Annotated in this window: 19 protein-coding genes; 4 read left to right on the top strand and 15 right to left on the bottom strand. The window is 74.3% G+C overall.

Going from position 1 to position 23776, the window contains the following annotated elements; genetic code table 11:
- Positions 1-51: 51 nt before the first annotated feature.
- From argC to QRT03_RS13345, 4 genes are all read right to left on the bottom strand, one after another.
- On the bottom strand, positions 52-1083 hold the full coding sequence (gene argC, locus QRT03_RS13360; protein WP_286053366.1) for an N-acetyl-gamma-glutamyl-phosphate reductase: 1032 nt from the start codon (positions 1081-1083) through the stop codon (positions 52-54).
- Positions 1084-1117: 34 nt separating this feature from the next.
- Positions 1118-3010: an NAD(P)/FAD-dependent oxidoreductase gene (locus QRT03_RS13355; protein ID WP_286053320.1), complete on the bottom strand. Its 1893-nt coding sequence runs from the start codon at positions 3008-3010 to the stop codon at positions 1118-1120.
- A 225-nt stretch (positions 3011-3235) separates the two neighbouring features.
- Positions 3236-4876, bottom strand: coding sequence for a class I adenylate-forming enzyme family protein (locus QRT03_RS13350; RefSeq protein ID WP_286053319.1), 1641 nt, complete (start codon positions 4874-4876; stop codon positions 3236-3238).
- Between the two features lie 81 nt (positions 4877-4957).
- Positions 4958-5938 (bottom strand): winged helix DNA-binding domain-containing protein, encoded by a 981-nt coding sequence (locus tag QRT03_RS13345; RefSeq protein WP_286053318.1) that lies wholly within the window; start codon positions 5936-5938, stop codon positions 4958-4960.
- Between the two features lie 29 nt (positions 5939-5967).
- Between QRT03_RS13345 and QRT03_RS13340 the strand changes: the two genes are divergently transcribed.
- Positions 5968-7647, top strand: coding sequence for an alpha-keto acid decarboxylase family protein (locus tag QRT03_RS13340; protein ID WP_286053317.1), 1680 nt, complete (start codon positions 5968-5970; stop codon positions 7645-7647).
- Here the strand turns inward: QRT03_RS13340 and QRT03_RS13335 are convergent.
- The gene (locus QRT03_RS13335) at positions 7626-8429 is read right to left on the bottom strand and encodes an alpha/beta hydrolase (protein WP_286053316.1); all 804 of its coding nucleotides are present in this window, start codon (positions 8427-8429) and stop codon (positions 7626-7628) included. The two genes, QRT03_RS13340 and QRT03_RS13335, sit on opposite strands and share 22 nt — an antisense overlap.
- Positions 8430-8466: 37 nt before the next feature.
- On the opposite strand from QRT03_RS13335, the gene QRT03_RS13330 reads away from it, so the two are divergent.
- Positions 8467-9051 (top strand): hypothetical protein, encoded by a 585-nt coding sequence (locus tag QRT03_RS13330; RefSeq protein ID WP_286053315.1) that lies wholly within the window; start codon positions 8467-8469, stop codon positions 9049-9051.
- Positions 9052-9170: 119 nt separating this feature from the next.
- On the opposite strand, the gene pheT is transcribed toward QRT03_RS13330, so the two are convergent.
- The 7 genes from pheT to uvrA form a co-directional block, all read right to left on the bottom strand.
- Positions 9171-11723 carry a phenylalanine--tRNA ligase subunit beta gene (gene pheT / locus QRT03_RS13325; protein ID WP_286053313.1) on the bottom strand — a complete coding sequence of 851 codons (2553 nt, stop codon included), beginning with the start codon at positions 11721-11723 and terminating at the stop codon, positions 9171-9173.
- A gap of 46 nt (positions 11724-11769) precedes the next feature.
- Positions 11770-12837, bottom strand: coding sequence for a phenylalanine--tRNA ligase subunit alpha (gene pheS / locus QRT03_RS13320; protein ID WP_286053312.1), 1068 nt, complete (start codon positions 12835-12837; stop codon positions 11770-11772).
- Positions 12838-12876: 39 nt separating this feature from the next.
- On the bottom strand, positions 12877-13662 hold the full coding sequence (locus QRT03_RS13315; protein WP_425604834.1) for a TrmH family RNA methyltransferase: 786 nt from the start codon (positions 13660-13662) through the stop codon (positions 12877-12879).
- Between the two features lie 47 nt (positions 13663-13709).
- Positions 13710-14111: a 50S ribosomal protein L20 gene (rplT, locus tag QRT03_RS13310; RefSeq protein ID WP_286053310.1), complete on the bottom strand. Its 402-nt coding sequence runs from the start codon at positions 14109-14111 to the stop codon at positions 13710-13712.
- A gap of 69 nt (positions 14112-14180) precedes the next feature.
- Positions 14181-14372: a 50S ribosomal protein L35 gene (gene rpmI, locus QRT03_RS13305; protein WP_286053309.1), complete on the bottom strand. Its 192-nt coding sequence runs from the start codon at positions 14370-14372 to the stop codon at positions 14181-14183.
- A gap of 115 nt (positions 14373-14487) precedes the next feature.
- The gene (infC, locus tag QRT03_RS13300) at positions 14488-15072 is read right to left on the bottom strand and encodes a translation initiation factor IF-3 (protein WP_286053365.1); all 585 of its coding nucleotides are present in this window, start codon (positions 15070-15072) and stop codon (positions 14488-14490) included.
- Between the two features lie 333 nt (positions 15073-15405).
- On the bottom strand, positions 15406-18303 hold the full coding sequence (uvrA, locus tag QRT03_RS13295; RefSeq protein WP_286053307.1) for an excinuclease ABC subunit UvrA: 2898 nt from the start codon (positions 18301-18303) through the stop codon (positions 15406-15408).
- A gap of 359 nt (positions 18304-18662) precedes the next feature.
- On the opposite strand from uvrA, the gene QRT03_RS13290 reads away from it, so the two are divergent.
- Positions 18663-19340, top strand: a complete 678-nt coding sequence (locus QRT03_RS13290; RefSeq protein WP_286053306.1) for an MBL fold metallo-hydrolase — start codon at positions 18663-18665, stop codon at positions 19338-19340.
- 12 nt (positions 19341-19352) lie between these two features.
- Here QRT03_RS13290 and QRT03_RS13285 read toward each other — a convergent pair whose 3' ends face one another.
- Positions 19353-20612: an EAL domain-containing protein gene (locus tag QRT03_RS13285; protein ID WP_286053305.1), complete on the bottom strand. Its 1260-nt coding sequence runs from the start codon at positions 20610-20612 to the stop codon at positions 19353-19355.
- A gap of 70 nt (positions 20613-20682) precedes the next feature.
- Entirely contained in the window at positions 20683-22041 is a 1359-nt protein-coding gene (locus QRT03_RS13280) for a sensor domain-containing phosphodiesterase (RefSeq protein ID WP_286053304.1), read from the bottom strand.
- 92 nt (positions 22042-22133) lie between these two features.
- Here QRT03_RS13280 and QRT03_RS13275 point away from each other — a divergent pair, with 92 nt between their 5' ends.
- The gene (locus QRT03_RS13275) at positions 22134-22547 is read left to right on the top strand and encodes an RNA-binding S4 domain-containing protein (RefSeq protein WP_286053303.1); all 414 of its coding nucleotides are present in this window, start codon (positions 22134-22136) and stop codon (positions 22545-22547) included.
- Here the strand turns inward: QRT03_RS13275 and QRT03_RS13270 are convergent.
- Complete coding sequence (locus tag QRT03_RS13270; RefSeq protein ID WP_286053302.1) at positions 22541-23707, bottom strand: GH12 family glycosyl hydrolase domain-containing protein; 1167 nt, start codon at positions 23705-23707, stop codon at positions 22541-22543. The two genes, QRT03_RS13275 and QRT03_RS13270, sit on opposite strands and share 7 nt — an antisense overlap.
- Positions 23708-23776 lie beyond the last annotated feature (69 nt).

Here is a 23776-nt window from a genome sequence, read left to right as displayed (position 1 = left end):
TCCTCCTCGTCGAGGTCGGTGCGGTCGGTGCGGTCGGTGCGGAGGACGGGCTCACGGGGCGAGGCCGGCGGTGGGCAGGCCGAGGGTCTCCTCGAGCCCGAGGGCCACGTTGACCGACTGGAAGGCGCCGCCCGCGGTGCCCTTGGTGAGGTTGTCGATCACGGCCGTGGCCACGAGCCGGCCGGCGTCCGCATCCACCTCGACCTGCACCTGGACGGCGTTCGACCCCACCACGCTCTTCGTGGCGGGCTGGACGCCCTCGGGCAGGAGGTGGACGAAGGCCTCGGCGTCGTACGCCTTGGCGTAGACCTCCCGCGCCTGGGTGGCGTCGACCGCCGCGTCGGCGAGCGGGGCACTGACCACCGCCAGGATGCCGCGCGGCATCGGCGCGAGGACCGGGATGAACGAGACCCGGACCGGCCCGGCGCCGAGGTCGGAGAGGTTCTGCACGATCTCCGGGGTGTGCCGGTGGGCGCCGCCGACGCCGTAGGCCGTGGCCGACCCCATCACCTCGGAACCGAGCAGGTGCGGCTTCGCCGCCCGCCCGGCCCCGGACGTGCCGGAGAAGGCGACGACGCTGATCTCCGGCTCGACCAGGCCCGAGGCGACGGCGGGGAGAGCGGCCAGTGTCGCCGTCGTCGGGTAGCAGCCCGGGACGGCGATCCGCCGGCTGCCGCGCAGCGCCTCCCGCGCCCCGGGCAGCTCCGGCAGGCCGTAGGGCCAGTGGCCCGCGTGCTCGCCGCCGTACCAGCGCTCCCACGCCGCCTGGTCGCGCAGCCGGTGATCGGCCCCGCAGTCGACCACCAGCACGTCGGCGGGCAGCCGCGCGGCGAGCTCCGCCGACCGGCCGTGCGGGAGCGCCAGGAAGACGACGTCGTGCCCCGCGAGGGCCTCGACCGTCGTCTCCACGATCGGACGGTCGGCCAGGGTCGACAGGTGCGGCTGGTGCGCCCCGAGGAGACTGCCCGCGGAGTCCCCCGCGGTCAGCGCCCCGATCTCCACCTCGGGATGGCCGAGCGCCAGCCGCAGGAGCTCACCCCCGACGTACCCGCTCGCACCGGCCACCGCGATCCGCATACGAATGACTATGCACGATCACGGAATTCCATGCAACGGATCAGCGGAAGTCGTGCCTCCCGGTGCTCAGCCAGGACAACGCCGGCTGGTCGCCGGTCGTCGGGCCGGGGCGGGAGCCGCTGGGGACCCCGACCCGGCTCGGCGTCGGGAAGGAGGGGTGGGGCTCGCGCAGCGTCGGGCCGTCGATGACGGCGGGGTCCACGATCCCACGGGTCCCGCGTGCGGGTCGCGCCGGCTCCGAGGTGGTCGCGGGCGCGGGCGCGACCTCCGGGTCGCCGTCCCCCCGGCGCGGCGACGGCACCACGGCCCCCGTCGCGACCGGGTCCCGCCCCAGGAGGGCCGCGGCGAACCAGTCGAGCACGATCCGCGCCTTGCGCTCCGTGGTCGGCATGGCCCAGAGGTGGTAGGCGCGGTGCAGGGCGTAGGCCGGCCACCCCATGAGGCGCAGCCCCCGGATCTCGGCGACGCCGCGGCGCCGCCCCAGCCCGGCGACCACCCCGGCCGACGCGTGGTGGTAGGGCTGCAGCGGACGTCCGCCGAGGTGGGCGACGACGTTGCCCGCCAGCACCCGCGCCTGACGGACCGCGTGCTGGGCGGTGGGCGCGGTGAGCACCTGCGGGTCCTCGTCGGCGAGCGTGGCGCCCCGGGCGAGGTCCGGCACGGCCGCGCCGTCGCCCGCCGCGAAGACGTGCGAGCGCCCGATGACCTGCAGCATCGCCGTGCAGCGCACCTTGCCGGTGCGTTCCAGCGGGAGGTCGGTCCGCTCCAGCAGCGGGTTCGGCCGCGTGCCGGCCGCCACGACGACCGTGTCCGTGGGGACGACGGTCCCGTCGGCGAGCCGGACGACGCCGCCCTCGGCGGAGACCAGTCCGGCCCCGACCCGGACCTCGATGCCGCGTCGGGCGAGCTTGCCGTGCACCCGCGCGGCGGTCGGCTCGCTCACCTCGGGCATGATCCGCTTCGAGGCCTCGACCAGGACCCAGCGCAGCTCCCCGGGGTCCACCCCGACCTGCTTCGCGGCCCGCCGCGCGAGGTCCTCGATCTCGCCGAGGGCCTCGACCCCGGCGAAGCCGCCGCCGATGACGACGAAGGTGAGCAGCCGGGCCCGTCGTGCCGCCTCGTCGGGCGAGCCCGGGACGACGGAGGCCGCGGCGTCGAGCCGGGACAGCACGTGGTCGCGCAGCGCCGTCGCGTCGCCCACCGTGCGGAACGTCAGGGCCTGCTCGGCGAGCCCCGGCACCGGGAGCTCCCGGGCCACCGCGCCCGGGGCGACCACCAGGACGTCGTAGCCGACCTCCGTCGACGACCCGTCGCCGAGCGCCACCACGGCGCGGCGCCGCGCGTCGTCGACCGCCACGACCGATCCCGTCACCACGTCGCAGCGGTCCAGCACCCGCCGCAGCGACACCGTGAGGTGCCGCGGGGCGATCGAGCCGCCCGCCGCCTCGGGCAGGAACGGCTGGTAGGTCATGTGCGGCTGCGGGTCGACGACGGTGATCGAGCCGACCGGCGTCGACGCGCGGTCGCGCGCCCCGCTGCGCCGGCCACGGTGCCGCCCGTCGCCGGACTGCCCGAGGCGGGCCTGCAGCGCCCGGGCCGCGACCAGCCCGACGTACCCGCCGCCGACCACGAGCACCCGGGCACCGGGGACGAAGTCCCCGGTCGCGGGCGCGCCCCACTCGGCGGGGCCGCGCATCGCGCCGGGCCCGCGGAACACGGTCCCGCCGGCCAGGGCGACGCCGCCGGCGAGCGCGACGACCCCCAGTCCGAGGGCGAGCCAGGGTCCGACCAGCCCGGCGACCGCGAGGCCCGCGATCACCCCCGGGCCGGCCAGGACGCCGAGGACGGTCAGGAGGCGGGCGGCGGCCCGGGGCCGCCGTCCGGTCGGGGACCACTGGGGCGGCACGTCGGGGGCGTGCGGGTACGGCGACATCCGTCGGGCTCTCCTGTCGGGGCAGGACGCTGGGCACTCATCGGAGGACCACCGACCGGGCGGACCCGGGGGGAGCCGGTGGACCGGGTGCTCACGCTAGGCACACGACCGTGTGCGGACCGCGGACCTGAGAGCGGACCCGCCCGGCGCCGCCGCCACCGCGCCCAACAGCGGACGGCTGCTCTGCACGGAGCAACCGTTTCCGGCGCCCGCGCAGGCCCGCTCTCAGGAAGCGCCGTCGGTCCAGGCCGGACCGTCGGCCGAGGAGATCAGCACGTCGCGGAGATCCCGCTTGAGGACCTTGCCCGCCGCCGACACCGGCAGGGTCTCGACGACGAAGACCCGGCGCAGGCGCTCGTAGGGCCGGACCTCGCCGTTGACCGCCGCCACGAGCTCGGCCACGGCGTCCGGGCCCGCCCCGGCGGAGAGCACCACGGCCGCCGTCGGGGCCTCCCCGACGGCGTCGTCGGGCCAGCCGACCACGGCCGCCGTCAGGACCTCCGGACGCGCGACCAGGCGCTCCTCGAGCTCGCGGGGGAAGACGTTGTAGCCCTTGTAGAGCAGCATGTCCTTCGCGCGGTCGACCACCGCGACGAGCCCGTCGTCGCCGACGATCCCGATGTCGCCGGTGCGCAACCAGCCGTCGACGAGCGTCGTGGCGGTCTCGTCGGGACGGTCGTGGTAGCGGGCCATCACCTGCGGCCCACGGGCCCAGATCTCGCCGCGCTCCCCCACCGGCACCGGGTCGTCGCCGGGGCGGCCGGACTCGACGTCGAGCAGGGCGAGCTCGGTGTTCGCGATCGGGGCGCCCACCGTGCCGATCCGACGGTGTGCCGAGCGCGCCGACGGGGAGGTGCACAGGGCCATCGTCGCCTCGGTGAGGCCATAGCCCTCGAGCACGACGGCGTGCGGCATGAGGGCTGCGATCCGCTCCGCCTGGGCCACCGCCATCGGACTCGCGCCCGAGGTCACCGAACGCACGCTGCTCAGGTCGCGGGTCCGGGCGTCGGGGTGGGCGAGCAGCGCGTGGTACATCGCCGGTGCGCCGGACAGCGTCGTGGCGCGGTGGCGCTCGACGTCCGCGAGGTAGGCCGCCGGGTCGAACCGGTCCTGGACGACGGCCGTCGCCCCGGTGACGAGCCCGATCGTCAGCCCGTTGGTGCCCATCGCGTGGAACCACGGGGCGACCGCGAGCGACACGCCCTCGCCGAGGCGGACCGGGTGCTCCTCCGGTGACGAGGTCTGCTCGACGGTGATCCCGCCGTGCACGTCGGGGGCGGGGACCGAGCCGGAGCCCGAGGCCACGTACTGCAGGACGTTCGCGACGACGTTCGCGTGCGTCAGCTCCACGCCCTTGGACCGGCCCGTGGTGCCACCGGTGTAGGCCAGGTGGGCGAGCGCGACGGTCGGGTCGATCTCGACGTCGGGTGGGGTCTCGACGGGCTCCGTGGCCAGGTCGAGCCGGCGACCGTCCGTCCCGATCACCGAGCGCAGGGTCGTGTCGCGGCTGACGACGGCGACCACCCCGGCGTCGTCGAGCTGGTCACGCAGCAGCTCCGCGGGCAGCGCGGGACTCGCGAGGGCGACGGTGCCGCCGGCCAGCAGGATGCCGTGGTAGACGACCGGCCAGGCGAGGCAGTTCGGCAGGTGCAGCCCGACGACGTCGCCCGGGCGTACACCGCGCGCGATCAGGGCGTGGGCGACCGCGCACGCCTCGCCCCACAGGCCACGGAAGGTGAGCGTGTCCTCGTGGTGGACCAGGGCCGCGCGGTCGCCGTAGCGGCGGGCAGCGGCGTCGAGCAGGGCCCCGACGGGGACCACGGGGAGGTCGATGGTGATCGGGGAACGCAGCGTCGAGCCCGTCATGTCACGGAGTCTGCTCCCCGACGATGCGGATTTCCTGCCACTGGATGCAAGCAACGACGCTTTGCTGTCACGACGGCCGACTCAGAACAGCTCCCGCTCCACCCGCCGGTTCCTCCCGGAGCCCTTCCGGGCCCACGTGCCCACGACCCGGCCGTCGCGCACGACCGTCGGCCGGAAGATGCCGTTGTTCCCGGGCACGATGCGGTCGGCGTGCTCCGGGTCGAGGACGTGCGAGCGGTCGGCGTAGCCGAGGACGAACTCGTCGAAGCCGGGCAGGAGGAGCTCGTCGGGCACCTCGGCGGCCGCGAGCCGCTCGGGGAGCTCTGGGTCGTGCAGGAGGCCGTCGCTCTCGGTGAGCTCGTCGCGGACCCCGTCGATCGCGGTGCTGACGTCGGCGGCGGGGAGCCCGGTCCAGCGGGCGAAGTCCTTGCGGTGCGCCGGCCCGTGGGAGCGGAAGTACCGTCGCGCCCACTCGACCAGGGCCTCGTCACGACCCAGCCGCGTCGGCTCCGGCACCCACTCGTCGAGCAGCACGAACGCCTGCTCCTTGGCCGTGGCGAAGGGTCCCTGCACGAGCAGGCCGCGCTGGCTCAGCACGCTCAGCGAGTGGTAGGCGCGGGAGGAGGTGAGGTCGAGCCCGGCGTCGGCCCAGCACTCGCTCATCTCGGCGCGGGTCTTCCTCCCGCCCCCGCGCAGGGCCTCGGCCGCGACCTCCCCCGCCCGCTCGAGCGTGGCCTCCGCCAGCCCGAGCCCCTCCCGACGCTTCGCCGCCGCGGCGAGCGGGCGCGGCGTGCCGAGCGGCAGCATCCAGGCGAGGTCCTCGGCCGCCACGACGTGCAGCGTGCCGCGCATCGGCCACGACCGGACGACCGTCCCGTCGTCGAAGGCGCGGCGGACCTCCTCCTCGTCACCCGACGCCGTCCGGAGGGCGATCGAGGACAGCACACCCGGCAGGTCCTGGCCCTGGGCGCAGCCGAGCGCGGCCGCGGCGTCGTGCGGGGTCGCCCAGCGCTCGCCCACCAGGCGCATCGCGGCGAGCCGCTGCCGACCGACGGTGTTCACGGTGCCGGAGTCTGGCAGCCTCGGCGCCCATGACCTACTGCGTCGCCGACTACCTCGCCGACCGGCTCGCCGAGGTGGGTGTCGAGCACGTCTTCGGCGTCCCCGGGGACTACAACCTCGCGATGCTCGACCACGTCGTCGCCCACGATCGCCTGCAGTGGGTCGGGTGCGCGAACGAGCTCGACGCGGGCTACGCCGCCGATGGGTACGGACGGCTGCGCGGGATGGCGGCGCTGGCGACGGCGTTCGGGGTCGGTGAGCTGTCCGCGATCAACGCGATGGCCGGGAGCTTCGCCGAGCACGTCCCGGTGGTCCACGTCGTCGGGGCGCCCTCCACCGACCACCAGTCCGCGCACCGGATGGTCCACCACTCCCTCGGCGACGGGGACTTCACCCACTTCATGACGATGCACGAGGGCATCACGTGCGCGCGGGCCGCCCTGACGGTGGACACCGCCCGGGCGGAGATCGACCGGGTGGTCGCCGCCGTACGCGACCAGCACCTCCCTGGCTACCTCCTGGTGCCGACCGACGTGTCCGCCGCCGCCGTCGACCCGCCGTCGGGAAAGCTCCCGGACCCGGTGGACTACACCGACCCGGAGGCGCTGGAGGGCTTCGTCGACGCCGCGCGCACGCTGCTCGAGCGGGCGGGGTCGATCGACCGGGTCGCGCTGCTCGCAGGGCTGCTGACCCACCGGGTCGGCGGGCGCGAGGTCCTCGCCCGGCTGATCGACGCCGGGCCGCTGCGGCACGCCACCGACGTGTGGGCCAAGAGCCTCGTCGACGAGAGCGTCGACCACTTCGTCGGGACCTACGCGGGCGCCGCGAGCCCCGAGGAGGTGCGGTCGACGGTCGAGGACGCGGGCGCCCTCGTCGTGTCCGGGGTGTACTTCACCGACCTGACCAGCGGGTTCTTCACCCAGCGGATCACGCGGTCGCGCACGATCGAGCTGGGCGCGCGGACCGCGAGCGTCGGCGCGGCGACCTTCTCGCCGGTGGAGCTGCCGACCGCCCTCGGCGCCCTCGTGCCGTTGGTGGCCGAGCTCGCCGAGCGGGCGCCCGCCACGCGGCGGGTGCCGGGCCCGGAGGTCGCGCTGCCCGCGCCGCCGGACGACGAGCCGCTCTCCCAGGACGCGTTGTGGGCCGAGGTGGCGGGGTTCCTGCGCGACGGGGACGTGGTGCTCGCCGACCAGGGCACGTCCTTCTACGGCGCCTCGACCCACCGGCTGCCCGCCGGGGTGGACTTCATCGGCCAGCCGCTGTGGGCGTCGATCGGCTACACGCTGCCGGCCACGCTCGGGGTGCAGCTCGCCCAGCCCGACTCGCGGGGCGTCCTGCTCATCGGCGACGGCGCGGCGCAGCTCACCGTGGCCGAGCTGGGGACGATCGTGCGGCAGGGGCTGGCGCCGGTGGTCGTCGTCGTGGACAACGACGGCTACACCGTCGAGCGGGCCATCCACGGGCCCGACGAGCACTACAACGACATCGCCCGCTGGGACTGGACGGCGGCGCCCGCGATGTTCGCGCCGGGTGGCGGCGCGACGGCGACGCGGGCCGGGACGGTCGGTGAGCTGCGCGCGGCGCTGCGGGCAGCCCGGGACGACCCGTCACGGATGGCGATCGTGCAGGCCGTGGTTCCCCGCGACGACGTGCCGCAGCTCCTCGCCGACCTGACGAAGGCGCTGGGTCAGGCCAACTCGAGGCACTGAGCGAGGAACTCGACGGCGAGGGCGTCGACCTCCCGCGCAGCGGCCGTCTGCGGGGCCGGCTCGACGCCGGGCTCCTCGGCCAGGGCGTGGCCCATGTCGTTGACGACCCGCAGGTCGGCCCGGCTGCCCTGTTCGCGGAGCATGTCGCGCAGCCGGCCCGACGGGTAGAGGAACGCGTCGAGGTCGTCGTCCCCACCGACGATGCACCGCACGGGCGTGGAGCCGAACTCGTGCGCCCGCCACACCAGGTCCATCCGGTCGGCCACGGCCTCGGACTCGGGGGTCCAGCGGTAGTCCATCCCGAACTGGCGGGCGAGGAGGTCGACGACGGGACGCAGCTGGACCAGCGGGCTGATCAGGACGGCGGCTCGGGCGTCGACCAGCTTCTCGACGACGGCTCCTCCCGCGATCCCCGCCCCGGCGGAACCCCCGACCACGGCGACCGGACCGTCGGCGATGCCGTGCTCCGCGCGCACCTCGTCGAGCAGGCCGGGGAGCTCGGCCAGCGCCCCGGCGTTGATCGCGCCGTGCCCGTTGAGGACGGGCTCGGCGAACATCGCGCCCATGAACTCGTCCTCCCCGGGGAAGCGCTCGCCGCTGAGCGGGAGGCCCGGATAGAGCTTCCACGCGTCGAGGCCCTCGAGCGGCAGCGCCGCGGCGAACGCCCGCTCGGTGCGTGGCGCGTCCATGAGGTGCCAGGCGATCACCAGCGGCGCGTCCGCCCGCCCGGACGACGGCGGGGTGAGCACGTGGGGGACGCCGGCGGCGGAGGTGCTGTACATAGTCCAATAGTAGCTGGACGGTGTACAGTTCACAACCGTGAGAACTCCGGGACAGCGGGCCGGGCTGAGCCGGACCGCCGTCGTCCAGGCCGCGCGCGACGTCCTCGACGAGGGCGCATCGTTGTCGATGCGCGCGGTCGCCGGACGTCTGGGGGTGGCGCCGAACGCGCTCTACAGCCACGTCGATGGTCGGGACGGGCTGCTCGATGCGGTGCTCGACGACCTGCTCGGGTCGTTGCCGATCGTGGACGACGCGGTCCCGCGGGTCGGGCTGGTCGAGCTGATGACCGCGACGCACGAGCTGCTGCTCGCCCACCCGACCCTGGTGCCGCACTTCGTGGCGCGGCAGGGCTCCCGCGGGCCGAACGCGGTGCGGCTCGGGGAGTCCATGCGGGCGCTGCTGGTGCGGGCCGGGGTCGACGACCCGGCGGCCCAGGCCACCGCGATCCGCGTGCTCGTGGTGCACGCGATCGGCAACGCGGCCCTCGGCGTGGCCCCGGACGGTGCACCGCTGCCGATGGACACGCTGCGGGGCACCTACGCGGCCGGCCTGGCGTGGCTCGTCGACGGCGCGTTGGGGTCGGCACCCGGTTCTGAGCGAAAGGCCCGTTCGGTCGACTAGGTCGAGCGAAGGTGCCCTTCGCTCGAGTCCGGGTGGTGCGCCGACCCATTGGCGAAGGGCGCCCACGGCCCGTCTACCCGACGGAAGGTGCCCTTCGCTCAACCCGGCGGGCCGCCGCCTCAGGCGCGCAGCGTCGCCCCGTGGCGCTCGCCGGCGAGGGCGATCGCGGCATCACGGGCGGCGGAGGCCTCCTCGAGGGTGAGCGTGCGGTCGGGCGCGCGGAGGCGCAGGGCGAACGCCAGCGACCGCCGACCCTCCCCCACCTGGGCACCCGAGTAGACGTCGAAGAGCCGCACGTCCTCGAGCAGGTCGCCGCCACCCTCGACGAGGGTCGCCTCGAGCGCCGCGGCCGGGACGTCGGTCGCCGCCACGAGGGCCACGTCGAGCAGCACCGGCGGGAACGCCGAGACCTCGGGGCGGGCCAGCACCTCGTGCACCGGGAGCCGGTCGAGCTCGAGCTCCATCGCGCACGTGCGGGGCGGCAGGCCGAGCGCCTCGAGGACCTTCGGGTGCAGCTCCCCCGCGTGCCCGACGAGCACGCCGTCGACGTGCAGCGCGGCGCACCGGCCCGGGTGCCACGGGGCGTGGCGGTCGTCCGACACCTCGGGGGTCGCCCCGTACACCGACGCGACGGTGCGGGCGGCCTCGACGGCGTCCGTCCAGGTCGCCGGGCGGCCCTCGCCCCACCAGCCCTTCGGCTCCCACGCGCCGGTGAGGACCGCACCGACCCGCAGCGGCTGCGCGGGCAGCCCCTCGAGCAGCGCGGCGATCTCGGCGTCGGTGGGGCGCTGCGCGGTCCCGACGACGGGTGCGGCGCCCGGGGTGCCGCGGCCCTCCCCGTCGCTCCGCTCGCCCCGGTCGGGTCGCGCCACCTGGCCCACGTGGAAGAGCGCGAGGTCGCGCAGACCGCGGGAGACGTTCCGGACGACGGCGTCGAGCAGCCCCGGCAGGAGCGTCGTCGCCATGAGCGAGCGGTCGGCGTCGAGCGGGTTGGCGAGCCGGACCGCGGACCGTCGCGGGTCGTCGTCGTCCAGCCCGAAGGCGTCCAGGACGCCCGGCGCCATGAACGGCGAGGGCAGCACCTCCTGGTAGCCGGCGTCGGCGAGCGCCCGCGAGACCTGGCGGCGACGGCGCTGCGCCATCGTCAGCCCGGTGCCACCGGCGAAGGCCGGCAGCACCGACGGGATCACGTCGTAGCCCTCGAGGCGCAGGACCTCCTCGACCAGGTCGGCGGGCCGGACGAGGTCCGGACGCCAGGTCGGGGGCGTGACCACCACGGCGGCGGCCCCGTCCTGCGAGTCGACGTCGACCGCGCACCCGACCTGGACGAGACGCCGCACGCTCGCACCCCGCGGGTAGGCGACGCCGGCGACGCGGTCCGGGAGGTCGAGCGCCATCCGCACCGGCTCGAGCGCGGCCTCGTCACCGGCCGGGAACGGTCCGGCGTCGGTCACGCCGGGTGCCACGGTCGCGGAGCCGTAGTGCGCCAGCAGCGCGGCCGCCCGGTCGGTGGCCGCGCGCGCCACGGCGGGGTCGACGGTGCGCTCGAAGCGGCGGGCCGCCTCACTGGGGAGCTTGTGACGACGGGCCGCGCGCGCCACGGAGGCCGGCTCCCAGGTGGCCGCCTCCAGCAGCACGTCCGCGGTGGTGTCGGTGACCTCGGTCGACGCGCCGCCCATCACCCCGGCGAGCCCGATCGGGCCGGACTCGTCGCACACCGCGACGTCGTCGGGGTCGAGGGCCCGGCTGACGTCGTCCAGCGTCGTGATCTTCTCGTCGGCGCGGGCCCGCCGGACCACGACGTCGCCGGTGACGCGGGCGGCGTCGTAGGCGTGCATCGGCTGCCCGAGCTCGAGCATCACGTAGTTGGTGACGTCGACCGCGAGCGAGATCGGGCGGATCCCCGCGAGCAGCAGCCGGCGGGTCATCCACCACGGGGTCGGCGCGGTCGGGTCCAGGTCGGTCACCCGGCGGGCGACGAACCGCCGGCAGCCGGACGCCGGCTCGACCGTCACCGGCCAGGCCTCGCCCTCGACCGCGGGGAGTCCCTGGTTGATGGCGGTGGGGTCGCCGAACGGTGCGTCGTACGCGCAGGCGATCTCGCGGCCGAGCCCACGGATCGACAGCGCGTACCCCCGGTCGGGGTTGATCGCGACGTCGAGCACGGCCTCTGCGGCGCCATCGGCGACCCCGAGCAGCGGGGCCGCGTCGGCGCCCGGCTCGGCGGTGTCGGGCGGCAGCACGAGGATGCCCGCGTGGTCGTCCCCGATCCCGAGCTCGTCCAGCGCGCAGATCATGCCGTCGGAGACCCGGCCGTAGGTCTTGCGCGCGGCGATGGCGAAGCCGCCGGGCAGCGTCGTGCCGGGCAGGGCCGCGACGACGAGGTCGCCGACGGCGAAGTTGGTCGCGCCGCAGACGATGCCCTGCGGCTCGGCCGGATCACTGCCCCGTGTCCCGACGTCGACGCGGCAGAACCGGATCGGCTTCTTGAACTCCGTGAGCTCCTCGATCTCGGTGACGCGCCCGATCACGAGCGGACCGGTGACCGCCTCGAGCTGCTCGACGTCCTCGACCTCGAAACCGACCCGGATCAGCGCCTCCGCCAGCTCGTCCGCGGAGGGCACCTCCGTGAGACCGACGTGCTCGGTGAGCCAGGAGACGGGGACGCGCACGGGTGCTCAGGCCTTTCGGACGACGGCTCTCGGGGACGGAGGAGGGTCAGGGCTCGACGGAGAACGCGCTGGTGAAGCGGACGTCGCCCTCCACCATGTCGCGCATGTCCGGCAGCCCGTTGCGGAACATCAGGGTGCGTTCGAGGCCCATGCCGAACGCGAAGCCGGAGTACACCTCGGGGTCGACGCCGCAGGCCTCGAGGACGTTCGGGTCGACCATCCCGCAGCCGCCCCACTCGACCCAGCCGGCGCCGCCCTTCTTCTGCGGGAACCACACGTCGGGCTCGGCGGACGGCTCGGTGAACGGGAAGTAGGACGGCCGCATCCGGATGCGGGAGTCCGGCCCGAACATCGCGCGGGCGAAGGCGTCGAGCGTGCCCTTGAGGTGGGCCATCGTCAGGCCCTTGTCGACGGCGAGGCCCTCGATCTGGTGGAAGACCGGGGTGTGGGTCGCGTCCAGCTCGTCGGTGCGGAACGTGCGGCCCGGACAGACGACGTAGACCGGCAGGTCGCGCTCGAGCAGCGTCCGGATCTGCACCGGCGAGGTGTGCGTGCGCAGCACCTGCTTCGCGGCCGGCGGCTCGACGTGGAACGTGTCCTGCATCGTGCGCGCCGGGTGGTCGGGCAGGAAGTTCAGGGCGTCGAAGTTGAACCACTCCGACTCGACCTCGGGGCCCTCCGCGACCTCCCAGCCCATCGCGACGAAGACGTCCGCGATCCGCTCGGAGGTCTGGGTGAGCGGGTGCCGGCTGCCGCGCGGGTGCCGGGTCGTCGGCAGCGTGACGTCGACGGCCTCCTCGGCCAGGACCCGCTCGTCGCGCTCGGTCGACAGCACCGCGTGGCGCTCGTCGTAGGCGGTCTGGACGGCGAGCCGGGCCTCGTTGACCCGCTTGCCCGCGTCCGACTTGGCCTGCGGTGGCAGCGCGCCGATCTCGCGGCGGGCCAGCAGCACCGGCGACCGGTCGCCCAGGTGGGCCGGCTTGAGCGCGGTGAGCGCCTCGAGCGTGGTGGCCCCGGCGAACGCGCTCGTCGCCTCGTCGCGCGCCGCCGAGAGGGCCTCGGGGGCCAGCGCGGAGACCTGCTTGGGGTCGAACGAGTCGTTGGTCCCGGACATCTGGGCTGCTGCTCCTGCTCGGCTGGACGGGATTCGAGTCTATCGAGCGGACGCGACCGGGTTCGCGGCCTGCTCCGCAGACTGCGCCCGCACCGATGCGTACAGGCACACGGCCGCCGCGGTGGCGAGGTTGAGGCTCTCGGCGCGCCCGCGGATCGGCACCCGGATCCGGTGGTCGGCCGCGGCGGCGACGTCCCCGCGCACCCCGTGGGCCTCGCTGCCGAACACCCACGCGGTGGGGCGGGCCAGGAGGTCGTCGGTGTCCGCGCCCAGCTCCAGCTCTCCCCCGCCGTCGGCGACGACGAGGCCGAGCCCGGCCTCGCGCAGCCGCGCACACCCGTCGTCAGGAACCCGCTCCTGGAACACCGGGAGGTGGAACAAGCTGCCCATGCTGGCGCGGACGCACTTGGGGTTGAACGGGTCGACGGACTCCCCGGCGAACACGACCGCGTCGGCGCCCGCGGCGTCGGCGGTGCGGATGACGGTGCCGGCGTTGCCCGGGTCGGCGACGTCGAGCAGCACCGCGACGAGCCGCGGTGCGGCCGGGAGTGCGGCGGAGGGCCGGCGGCAGACGAGCACGAGCCCCTGCGGGTGCACCGTGTCTGTCAGGCCCGCGATCGCCTTGTCGGTGACCAGCGCGGTCCGGACGCCGGCCGCCCGGGCGCGGATCAGCAGGTCCCGCTCGCGGTCGGCGACGGTCTCGGTGACGAACAGGTCGACGACGGCACCCGGGTCGGTCTCCGCCCGGGCCACCGCGTCGTGGGCCGGCCGCACGCCCTCGAGGAGGAAGCGACCGGTGTCCTCACGCGCCGCGCGCCGGAGCAGCTTGCGTGCTGCGGCGACGCGCGGGGTGCGTTCGGTGAGGAGCTCGCTCAGGCGGCTGCTCCGTCGTCGTTCTTCTCCGCGCCCTTGGGCACGTCGGCCACGGCGGCCTTGGCCGTCTCGACCAGCGCCGTGAAGGTCGCCGGGTCCGAGACGGCGATCTCGGCCAGGACCTTGCGGTCGGCCTCGACGCCGGCGAGCTTGAGGCCCTGCATGAACCGGTTGTAGGTCATGTCGTTCGCACGGGCCGCCGCGTTGATGCGGGTGATCCAGAGCTGCCGGAAGTCGCCCTTGCGCTGCTTGCGGTCGCGGAAGGCGTAGGTCAGCGAGTGGAGCTGCTGCTCCTTGGCCTTGCGGTAGAGCCGGGAGCGCTGTCCGCGGTAGCCGCTGGCGGCCTCCAGAACGGTACGGCGCTTCTTCTGGGCGTTGACTGCGCGCTTGACGCGTGCCACGTCGTCCTGCCTTCGATCGTGTCGGGGAGGGTCACCGGGGCGTCGTGGTGACCGCGATGGTCAGCTGGCTCAGATACCGAGCATCTTGCGGATGCGCTTGTCGTCCTGCGGGGCGATCGTCGTCTGGCCCGAGAGCCGACGCGTCTTCTCGCTGGACTTCTTCTCCAGCAGGTGGCGCTTCCCGGCCTTCTCGCGCAGCAGCTTGCCGCTGCCCGACACCTTGATGCGCTTCTTGGTCCCGGAGTGGGTCTTGTTCTTCATCCGTCCTCGTCCTGGTCGTCCTGCCGTCCCGGGGGCACGTCCGTGACCCGGGCGGGGGCGGTTCCCGCGGCCGCGGCGCGGGCCGTACGCGACGGTACGGCCCGCTTCCGCGGACTCAGGAGGCAGGCGTCGGCTCGGCCGCCGCGGCGGCGGCGTCCTGGGCCTGCTGCTGCTTCGGTGTCTTCGCGACCTTCTTGTTGGGCGCGAGCACCATGGTCATGTTGCGGCCGTCCTGCTTCGGCGAGGCCTCGACGAACGCGAGGTCGCCGACGTCCTCGGCGAGCCGCTGGAGCAGCCGGAAGCCCAGCTCCGGGCGGGACTGCTCGCGGCCGCGGAACATGATCGTGACCTTGACCTTGTGACCCTGACCGAGGAAGCGGGTGACGTGACCCTTCTTCGTCTCGTAGTCGTGCGGGTCGATCTTCGGCCGGAGCTTCTGCTCCTTGATCACGGTCTGCTGCTGGTTGCGACGCGACTCGCGGGCCTTCTGCGCGCTCTCGTACTTGAACTTGCCGTAGTCCATGAGCTTGCAGACCGGCGGGCGCGCCTGGGCCGCGACCTCCACGAGGTCGAGGTCGGCCTCCCGGGCCAGCCGCAGGGCGTCCTCGATGCGGACGATCCCCACCTGCTCGCCGTTCGGACCGACCAGACGGACCTCGGGCACGCGGATGCGCTCGTTGATGCGCGTCTCTGCGCTGATGAGTTCTCCTCGGGTTCGACAGTGTTTCCGGCCGCAACCCGGCGAGAGGTGTCCTTGTTCCCTCACGACGTCGGGCCCCGCGCCGTCGTGCTCGTGGCGGGGGCCCTGACTCGTACCGATCCGATCCGCTGCCGGGTTCGTTCCCGACGACGGGTCTTCCGGCCGTTCCCGGGGGAACGGCTGAGACCGGAACCCGGCCACCTGGGGCGGCGGACCGGGTGGGAGGCGGGCTCCACTTGCCGCTCGGCACGCACCGGGGCGCGCGTCGAGCTGGTCGCTCACATCGACCCTACCATCACCGCGTGTCGTGCTCACACGGCGTGGCGGGCGGGGTCAGCCCGCCTTGGCGCGCGAGCGCTTGGCCGGCGCCTTCTCCGGCGTGACCAGCCCGGCGAGGAACTGGCCGGTGTAGCTCCCCGGCACGGCCGCGATCTGTTCCGGCGTTCCCTCGGCGACGACCGTGCCGCCGCCGTTGCCGCCCTCGGGGCCCATGTCGACGACCCAGTCGGACACCTTGATGACGTCGAGGTTGTGCTCGATCACCAGCACCGTGTTGCCCTTGTCGACCAGACCGTTGATCACGCCGAGGAGCTTGCGGATGTCCTCGAAGTGCAGGCCCGTCGTCGGCTCGTCGAGGATGTAGATCGTGCGGCCCATCGAGCGCTTCTGCAGCTCCGCGGCCAGCTTGACGCGCTGCGCCTCGCCGCCGGAGAGGGTCGGCGCCGGCTGGCCGAGCCGGACGTAGCCCAGCCCGACCTCGGTCAGCGTCTTGAGGTGGCGGTGGATCGCGGTGATCGGCTCGAAGAAGGTCGCGGCCTCCTCGATCGGCATGTCGAGCACCTCGGCGACCGTCTTGCCCTTGTAGTGCACCTCGAGGGTCTCGCGGTTGTACCGCGCCCCCTTGCACACCTCGCAGGGCACGTAGACGTCCGGCAGGAAGTTCATCTCGATCTTGATCGTGCCGTCGCCCGCGCACGCCTCGCAGCGCCCGCCCTTGACGTTGAACGAGAACCGGCCGGGGCCGTAGCCGCGCACCTTGGCCTCGTTGGTCGACGCGAACAGCTTGCGCATGTGGTCCCACACGCCGGTGTAGGTCGCCGGGTTGGAGCGCGGCGTGCGCCCGATCGGCGACTGGTCGACCCGGACCAGCTTGTCCAGGTGCTCCAGCCCGGTCACACGGGTGTGCCGGCCCGGCACCTGGCGGGCGCCATTCAGCTTGTTGGCCAGCACCGTGGCCAGGATGTCGTTGACCAGCGTGGACTTGCCCGACCCGGAGACCCCGGTGATCGAGACCAGGCACCCCAGCGGGAACGAGACGTCGACCTCGTGCAGGTTGTGCTCGCGGGCGCCGACCACCGAGAGCTGCCGTTTGCGGTCGCGCGGGCGGCGGATGTCGGGCACCGGGATGGCCCGGCGACCCGACAGGTAGTCCCCCGTCATCGAGTCGGTGTTCGCCAGCAGCTCCTCGACCGGCCCGGAGTGCACCACCTGGCCGCCGTGCTCGCCGGCGCCCGGGCCGATGTCGACCACCCAGTCGCTCGCGCGCACGGTGTCCTCGTCGTGCTCGACGACGATCAGCGTGTTGCCGAGGTTCCGCAGCCGGGTCAGCGTGTCGATCAGCCGGCGGTTGTCCCGCTGGTGCAGCCCGATCGACGGCTCGTCGAGCACGTAGAGCACGCCCACCAGCCCGGAGCCGATCTGCGTGGCCAGCCGGATGCGCTGCGCCTCGCCGCCGGAGAGCGTGCCGGCCGCGCGCGAGAGCGAGAGGTAGTCCAGCCCCACGTCGAGCAGGAAGCCCAGCCGCGCCTGGATCTCCTTGAGCACCGCCCCGGCGATCACCTGCTCCCGCGCCCCCAGCACGAGGCCCTGGAGGAACTCCGCGCAGTCGGCGACCGAGAGCGCGCACACCTCGGCGATCGACCGGTCGCCCTGCGCCTCGTGGCGCAGCGTCACCGCGAGGATCTCCGGCTTGAGCCGCGTGCCGGAGCACGTCGGGCACGGGACCTCGCGCATGTAGCCCTCGTAGCGCTCCCGGGCGCTGTCGGACTCGGCCTGGTCGAGGCGCCGCTCCAGGAACGGCACCACGCCCTCGAAGGCCGCGTAGTACGAGCGCTCGCGGCCGTAGCGGTTGCGGTAGCGCACGTGCACCTGGTCGGTGGACCCGTGCAGCACGGCCTTCTTCACCGCCGCCGGCAGCTTGCGCCACGGCGTGTCCATCCGGAAGCCGATCGACTCGGACAGTGCCTGGAGCAGGCGCTGGAAGTAGTCGGCCGTCTGGCCCATGTTCCACGGGGCGATCGCGCCGTCGGCCAGCGAGAGCTCGTCGTCCGGGACGAGGAGCTCCGGGTCGACCTCCATCTTCGTCCCCAGGCCGCTGCAGGCCGGGCAGGCGCCGTACGGCGAGTTGAACGAGAACGCGCGGGGCTCGAGGTCATCCACCGCGAGCTGGTGGCCGTTCGGGCAGGCCATCTTCTCGGAGAAGCGGCGCTCGCGCTGCGGGTCGTCCTCCTCGAGGTCGACGAAGTCCAGCACGACGATGCCCTCCGCGAGCCGCAGCGCTGTCTCCACCGAGTCGGTGAGGCGCTGCTTGGCGCTGGCCTTGACCGAGAGCCGGTCGACCACCACCGCGATGTCGTGCTTCTCCTGCTTCTTCAACGTCGGAGGCTCGGCCAGCGGGTACACCGTGCCGTCGACCAGCACGCGGGAGTAGCCCTGCCCCTGGAGCTGGGAGAACAGGTCGACGTACTCGCCCTTGCGCCCGCGGATCACCGGCGCGAGGACCTGGAACCGGCGCCCGGACTCCATCTCCAGCACCTGGTCGACGATCTGCTGCGGCGTCTGCTTGGAGATGATCTCCCCGCAGGTGGGGCAGTGCGGCGTGCCGGCGCGGGCGTACAGCAGCCGCAGGTAGTCGTAGACCTCGGTGATCGTCCCGACGGTCGAACGCGGGTTGCGGCTCGTGGACTTCTGGTCGATCGACACCGCGGGCGAGAGCCCCTCGATGAAGTCGACGTCGGGCTTGTCCATCTGCCCGAGGAACTGGCGCGCGTAGGCCGACAGCGACTCGACGTAGCGCCGCTGGCCCTCCGCGAAGATCGTGTCGAACGCGAGGCTCGACTTGCCCGAGCCGGAGAGCCCGGTGAACACGACCAGGCTGTCGCGCGGCAGGTCGATGTCGACACCCGTGAGGTTGTGCTCACGGGCGCCCTTGACGACGAGGCGGTCAGCCACGGATCAGCTCCCCAGGCGATCGGACAGGACGGTGCCGCCCTGTCATACCCCCGGGCACCGACAACATCGTCCGGCCGCGTCGTCCGGCAGCGCCTCGCGGGGGTTCCCCTCCACTGTAGGAGCCGTCGTCCACCGCGCCTCCCGGGCCCGGATCCGGGCGTTCAGCGGCCCGTTCCCGACGGCGGACGCGGACACGGCCCGTCGTCGCGTCCGGTCGAGCACGGTGAACGGACGAGCGGGTACGCCTCCCGGGTGACCGGCGCTCGACGATGGCGCTCTGCTCGCACCGGGTGGGTGTGGCGCGCCATCGTCGATCCGGCGAGGTATGGCTGTCGGGGCGACCGGGCAGACTGTCGGGCGTGGAGCTCCTCGACACCTACACCGGCCACGTCGACCCCGAGGGCCCGGCCGCGCGCCGCGACCTCGACGCCGTCTCGATCACGAAGGTCTCGGTCGGGCCGATGGACAACAACGCCTACCTGCTGGTCGACCGGGCCACCGGGGCGACGCTGCTGATCGACGCCGCGAACGAGGCCGACCGGCTGCTCGACACCGTCGACACGGTGGCCGACCGCGGCCACACGAAGACGATCATCACCACCCACCAGCACTGGGACCACGTCCAGGCGCTGGAGGCGATGACGAAGGAACTCTCGCCGGAGACCTACGCTCACGAGCTCGACGCGCCGGAGCTGCCGGTGGCGCCCGACCACACCGTGGGCGACGACGACGAGGTGCGCTTCGGTGACTCCTTCGTCGAGGTCATCCACCTCGACGGGCACACGCCGGGCTCGATCGCGCTGCTCTACCGCGACCCGAACGGCTCCGCGCACCTGTTCACGGGCGACTCGCTCTTCCCCGGCGGCCACGGGAAGACCGCGACGGTCGACCACCACAACGCGCTTATGGACGATCTCGAGCGCAAGGTCTTCGACCGGCTCGACGACGACACGCACGTCTACCCCGGCCACGGGGACGACACCACGCTCGGCGCCGAGCGCCCCCAGCTCCCGGAGTGGCGCGAACGCGGCTGGTGAGCCGCGTCCGCGTCAGGCGCCCGGCATCGCCGCGTTCGGCGCCGGGACGGTGCGGCTCATGAGGGACCGCGCGAGCTCGAGGACCAGGTCGCGGTCGTAGACCACGGCGTACTGGTACTCGCCGCCGACGGTCTCCCGCGCCACCAGCGCCGCGGCCACGTGCGGACCGACCACGACGACGTCCCACTCCGAGCGCAGCGGGTCGCCCTCGCCGAGATCGGCGCCCCGCACCCCGGGCAGCGGCTCCCGCCCGGCGCCGAGCAGGGCGACGAGGCTGGTGTCGCGGGCGGCGGCGACGTAGCGGTCGGCCCGGTCGTCGGTGGGCACGCCGCCCGGGCCGACGGTCGCCAGGGTGACCGTGGGGCCCTCCGCGGTGAGGGCACGGCGTTCGAGCAGCTCGGCGGCGAGCGACACCTCGTCGAGACCGCCGTGGCGCATCGGGCGGCTGCGCGACACGGTGGCGAACGGGCTGCGCCGCGTCGGGCCCTCGGGCGCCCGTGCGAGCGGGGCGCTGACCGGCGGGACGCGGCGCGGGTCGGGACCGAGGCGGCCCGGCCGACCGTAGAACCAGCCCTGCCCGAGGGTGGCACCGAAGGCGCGGGCGGTGCGCTCGTGCTCGGCGGTCTCGATGCCCTCGGCGAGCACGATCGCGTCGTTCTGCTCGGCGTAGGCGGAGACGGCGGTGGCGATCCGGGCGGCGTCGTCGTCGTGCGGACCCTGGACGAGGCGCTGGTCGAGCTTGACCACCTCGGGGCGCAGGAAGGGCATGAGCGCCAGGGAGCCGGGGTGGCTCCCGACGTCGTCGAGGGCGATCGCGATGCCGACGTGCCGTAGCCGGTTCGCGAACCACTGCACCCGCGCCGGGTCGGCCGTCAGGGCCCGCTCGGTGAACTCCATGACGAGGCGGCCGCCGTGCCGGGCGAACTCCCGGGCCACCGGCGGCGGCTCCCCCACCGGGATGCCGTCGGGCTCGACGTTGAGGAAGAGCGTGCTCGGCCCGTCGTCCCCGGCGGCCACCGTGGCCTCCAGGGCCCGGATCCGGCACAGCTCGTCGAGCTCGGCGAGCCGGCCCTCGGAGCGGGCCCGGTCGAAGAGCTGCTCGGGACGGGCCAGCACCCCGGCTGGCCCCCGGGTCAGCGCCTCGTGGGCGATCACTCCCCCGGTGGCGAGGTCCACGATCGGCTGGAAGACCGTGGTGAGGCCGTCCATCGCCGCCGTGAGCTCGGCCGACGCGGGGTCGGCCACCCCGGTCACGCCCGGCACCTCGGTCATGGCCTGCTGCCTCACACGCGTCCCCGCCCCGTCGTCCTGGCACGGACGGTACCTGGGTGATCCGAACGCGCTAGGCCCGTGTGCCCGATGCGACCCCAACGGGCGACGCGTCCGTCACATCGGTCGCGTTCCGTACACGGTGGGGCACCACCCGGGCCATCAGCGAACGCGCCACCTCGAGCACGAGGGTCCGGTCGTGGGTCAGGACGTGGTCGAACTCGCGGGCGGGGTCCCCCGGGTCGCCGTCCGGGTCCAGGTCGCGCGCCACGAGCGCGGCCGCGAAGTGCGGCCCGACGACCGCGATGTCCCACTCACCGTTCACCGGGTCCTCGGCGAGCAGGTCGGCGCCGCGCACCCCGGGCTCGGGCTCCGCGGCGACCCCGCGGCCGAGGACCCCGACGAACGCGGCCGACGCGGCCAGGTCCCGGTAGCGGCGTCGGGAGCCCGGGGTCAGGTTCTCCGCGTCCTCGTAGGCCGCGAGCACGACCGCGAGGTCGCCCTGCGCGGCGGCCTGGCGTTCGAGGTGCCGGCTGACCGCCACCAGCAGCGACTTCGGCGCGCGTCGCGCGGTGCGCGACCGGGCCACGGTCTGGAACGGGCTGTGCGGGACCGCCTCGGGCATCCGGAGCCGGAACCGGGGCGGGACCCGCGGGGGGACCAGTCCGGGCACCACGTCCGCGGCCGGCTCCGGCGTGCCCACCCACCAGCCCTGGGCCAGGGTCGCCCCCAGGCCGCGAGCGGTGGCGAGCTGGTCGGCGGTCTCCACGCCCTCGGCGAGGACGATCGCGTCGCTCTGCTCGGCGTAGGCCGCGACCGCCGACACGATCTCCGCGACCTCGCCCGGGTCCCGTCCCTGCACCAGCGAGAGATCCAGCTTCACGACCTCCGGACGCAGGAACGGCATGAGCGCCAATGAGGCGGGCTCGGCGCCGACGTCGTCCAGCGCGATGCGGAAGCCCTCCGCGCGCGCGGCCTCGGCGAAGGCCAGCAACCGCCCGGGGTCGCCGGTCAGATCGCGCTCGGTGAGCTCGAGCACGACGGTGACCCCGCGGTCGAGGAGGCGGACGCTGGCCGGTCCCGGGGTGACGTCGACCGGGGCGGCCTCCGGCTCGACGTTGACGAACAGCCCGAACGGACCGGAGAGACCGGCCTCGTCGGCGACCTCCACCGCGCGGCGCCGGCAGAGGTCGTCGAGGTCGTGGACCAGGCCCTCCGCGCGGGCGGCCGCGAAGAGCCGGTCGGGACGCTCGACCGGCCCCGCGGGTCCGCGCGCGAGGGCCTCCAGCCCGACGACCTCACCCGTCACGACGTCCGCGACGGGCTGGAGGACGGGGGTGACGGCGCGCTCGGCGAGCACCGCGTGGAGCGCGGCGGACTCGTCGGGGGTCACGTCGTCGAGCTGCACCCGCGGCCCCTCTCGCCGTGACACGAATGACCGACGGTACGCCGGACGGAGCAGGGCGGCGAGACGATCGCGAACCCGGTGGACGGGCCGCCGGATGCGGTGACAATGGGAGCGGTATGGATTCGACGACGCGCGTGGACCGCTGGCTGTGGGCGGTCCGGCTGAGCAAGACCCGGGCGGACGCGGCGACCGCCTGCCGGGGCGGACACGTGCGCGTCAACGACAAGCCGGCGAAGCCGTCCACCCCGGTGCGCGCCGGCGACACCGTCCGCACCCGGCTCTACGACATCCCGCGGGTGGTGGAGGTCGGGACGGTCATCGAGAAGCGGGTCGGCGCCCCGGTCGCCGTGACCTGCTACGTCGACCACACGCCGCCCCCGCCGCCGAAGGAGACCACGCTCGCCGTCGCGCAGCGCGAGCGCGGCGCCGGCCGCCCGACCAAGCGCGACCGGCGCCGCATGGAGGCCTTCGAGCGGGCCTCGCTGCTGCACGGGGTGGAGCACGACGTGCCGGAGGACGAGCCCTACTGACCGTTGCGGGTCACGGAGTAGGACGTCGTCTCGAGGCCGTCGCCGCCGATCCAGGGCTCGAACCCGGCCTGCACGCTGGTGAGGTACCAACCCTGCTTCGCCTGGCCGCGCTTCTGGGCGTCGGCCACGAAGGTCGAGATGTTCAGGTCCTTGACCTCGGTGGTCTGCTGCTGGCGGACGTAGGAGATCGTCGGCAGGTCGGCCTTACCGAGCCACACGTCGTAGCCGACGCCGTCGAGCGTCGTGGTGCCGACCTTGTCGCCGATCGGCTGGACACGGTCGGTGTGCTTGAGCCAGATCATCAGCTCGAGACCGGTCGGGCGGCCCTCCTTGCGGGCGGTCGGGTCGAGCCAGATGTCGTAGGCGACGTTGTAGTCCCCGGACGTCGGGGTCTTGACGCTCCAGGACGACCGCAGGTCTCCGAGATCGGCGATCGGCCGGGGGAACGGGGTGCCCTTCGTGCAGTTGCCGTAGTTGCAGCCGTAGACGATGGACGGGTACGACGCCGGCCCGCTGTCGTTGCGGTGCTTGGCCTCGACCCGGAAGGCCGCGCTCGCGCCGGTCGGGCCGGCGGACGGGCCGTCGTAGGCGACGATGCACTGCGAGGTGCTCGCGCCCCACAGCGAGTTCTGCACCTCGTAGCGCCCGCCCGCGACGGGCGTGGAGCCGAACTTCTCGCAGACCTTCTTCTCCTCGGCGCGCTGGGGCGCACCGGCCGTGGTGGCGGGCGTGTCCGTGGCGACGGTCTCCGGGGAGCTCGTCTCCGGAGTGGTCGTCTCCGGAGTGGTCGTCTCCGGAGTGGTCGTCTCCTCGGGTGCCGACGGCTCGGTGGTCCCGGTCGGTGCGACGGGCTCGGGTGACGCGATGGACTCGGACGGCGCCGCGGGCTCGAGCGTGCTCGTGGTCGTGACGGCGACCGTGGCCGGGCGCGGGTCGGCCGTCGCCGCCCCGTGCGGCAGGCCGGTCACGACGGCCAACGCGACGAGCGCGAGCCCGCCACCGACCGCCCGCACCGCGTCGGTCCGGCGGTTCGCCCCGCGGCCGTGCCGTGGCACGGTCCCGGCCGGCGCACGCCGGCCGACCCCGGGCCGACGGTGCCGCCCGACCCGTCGTCGGGAATCCTCGGGCGTCTCGTTCGCCGCCGCCCACCGACCGTTCATCCGCGCCGTCCTCCCCGTTGGACCGTTCAGCGCGGCGAAACGTACGTTCGGCGCAGGGGGAAGCGCTAG

This window comes from Actinomycetospora termitidis, assembly GCF_030286555.1.
GTDB lineage: Bacteria > Actinomycetota > Actinomycetes > Mycobacteriales > Pseudonocardiaceae > Actinomycetospora > Actinomycetospora termitidis.
Note: the sequence above shows the minus strand (reverse complement) of the source record. Positions and strands in the feature narration are given on the sequence as shown.

What these genes read in the sequence shown, in the direction of transcription:
- QRT03_RS13275 (WP_286053303.1), top strand. Translation starts at nt 22,134, where the DNA reads ATGGATTCGACGACGCGCGTGGACCGCTGGCTGTGGGCGGTCCGGCTG.
- QRT03_RS13350 (WP_286053319.1), bottom strand. Translation starts at nt 4,876, where the DNA reads ATGACGGGCTCGACGCTGCGTTCCCCGATCACCATCGACCTCCCCGTG.
- QRT03_RS13270 (WP_286053302.1), bottom strand. Translation starts at nt 23,707, where the DNA reads ATGAACGGTCGGTGGGCGGCGGCGAACGAGACGCCCGAGGATTCCCGA.
- QRT03_RS13340 (WP_286053317.1), top strand. Translation starts at nt 5,968, where the DNA reads ATGACCTACTGCGTCGCCGACTACCTCGCCGACCGGCTCGCCGAGGTG.
- pheS (WP_286053312.1), bottom strand. Translation starts at nt 12,837, where the DNA reads ATGTCCGGGACCAACGACTCGTTCGACCCCAAGCAGGTCTCCGCGCTG.
- QRT03_RS13285 (WP_286053305.1), bottom strand. Translation starts at nt 20,612, where the DNA reads ATGACCGAGGTGCCGGGCGTGACCGGGGTGGCCGACCCCGCGTCGGCC.
- QRT03_RS13335 (WP_286053316.1), bottom strand. Translation starts at nt 8,429, where the DNA reads ATGTACAGCACCTCCGCCGCCGGCGTCCCCCACGTGCTCACCCCGCCG.
- QRT03_RS13355 (WP_286053320.1), bottom strand. Translation starts at nt 3,010, where the DNA reads ATGTCGCCGTACCCGCACGCCCCCGACGTGCCGCCCCAGTGGTCCCCG.
- rpmI (WP_286053309.1), bottom strand. Translation starts at nt 14,372, where the DNA reads ATGAAGAACAAGACCCACTCCGGGACCAAGAAGCGCATCAAGGTGTCG.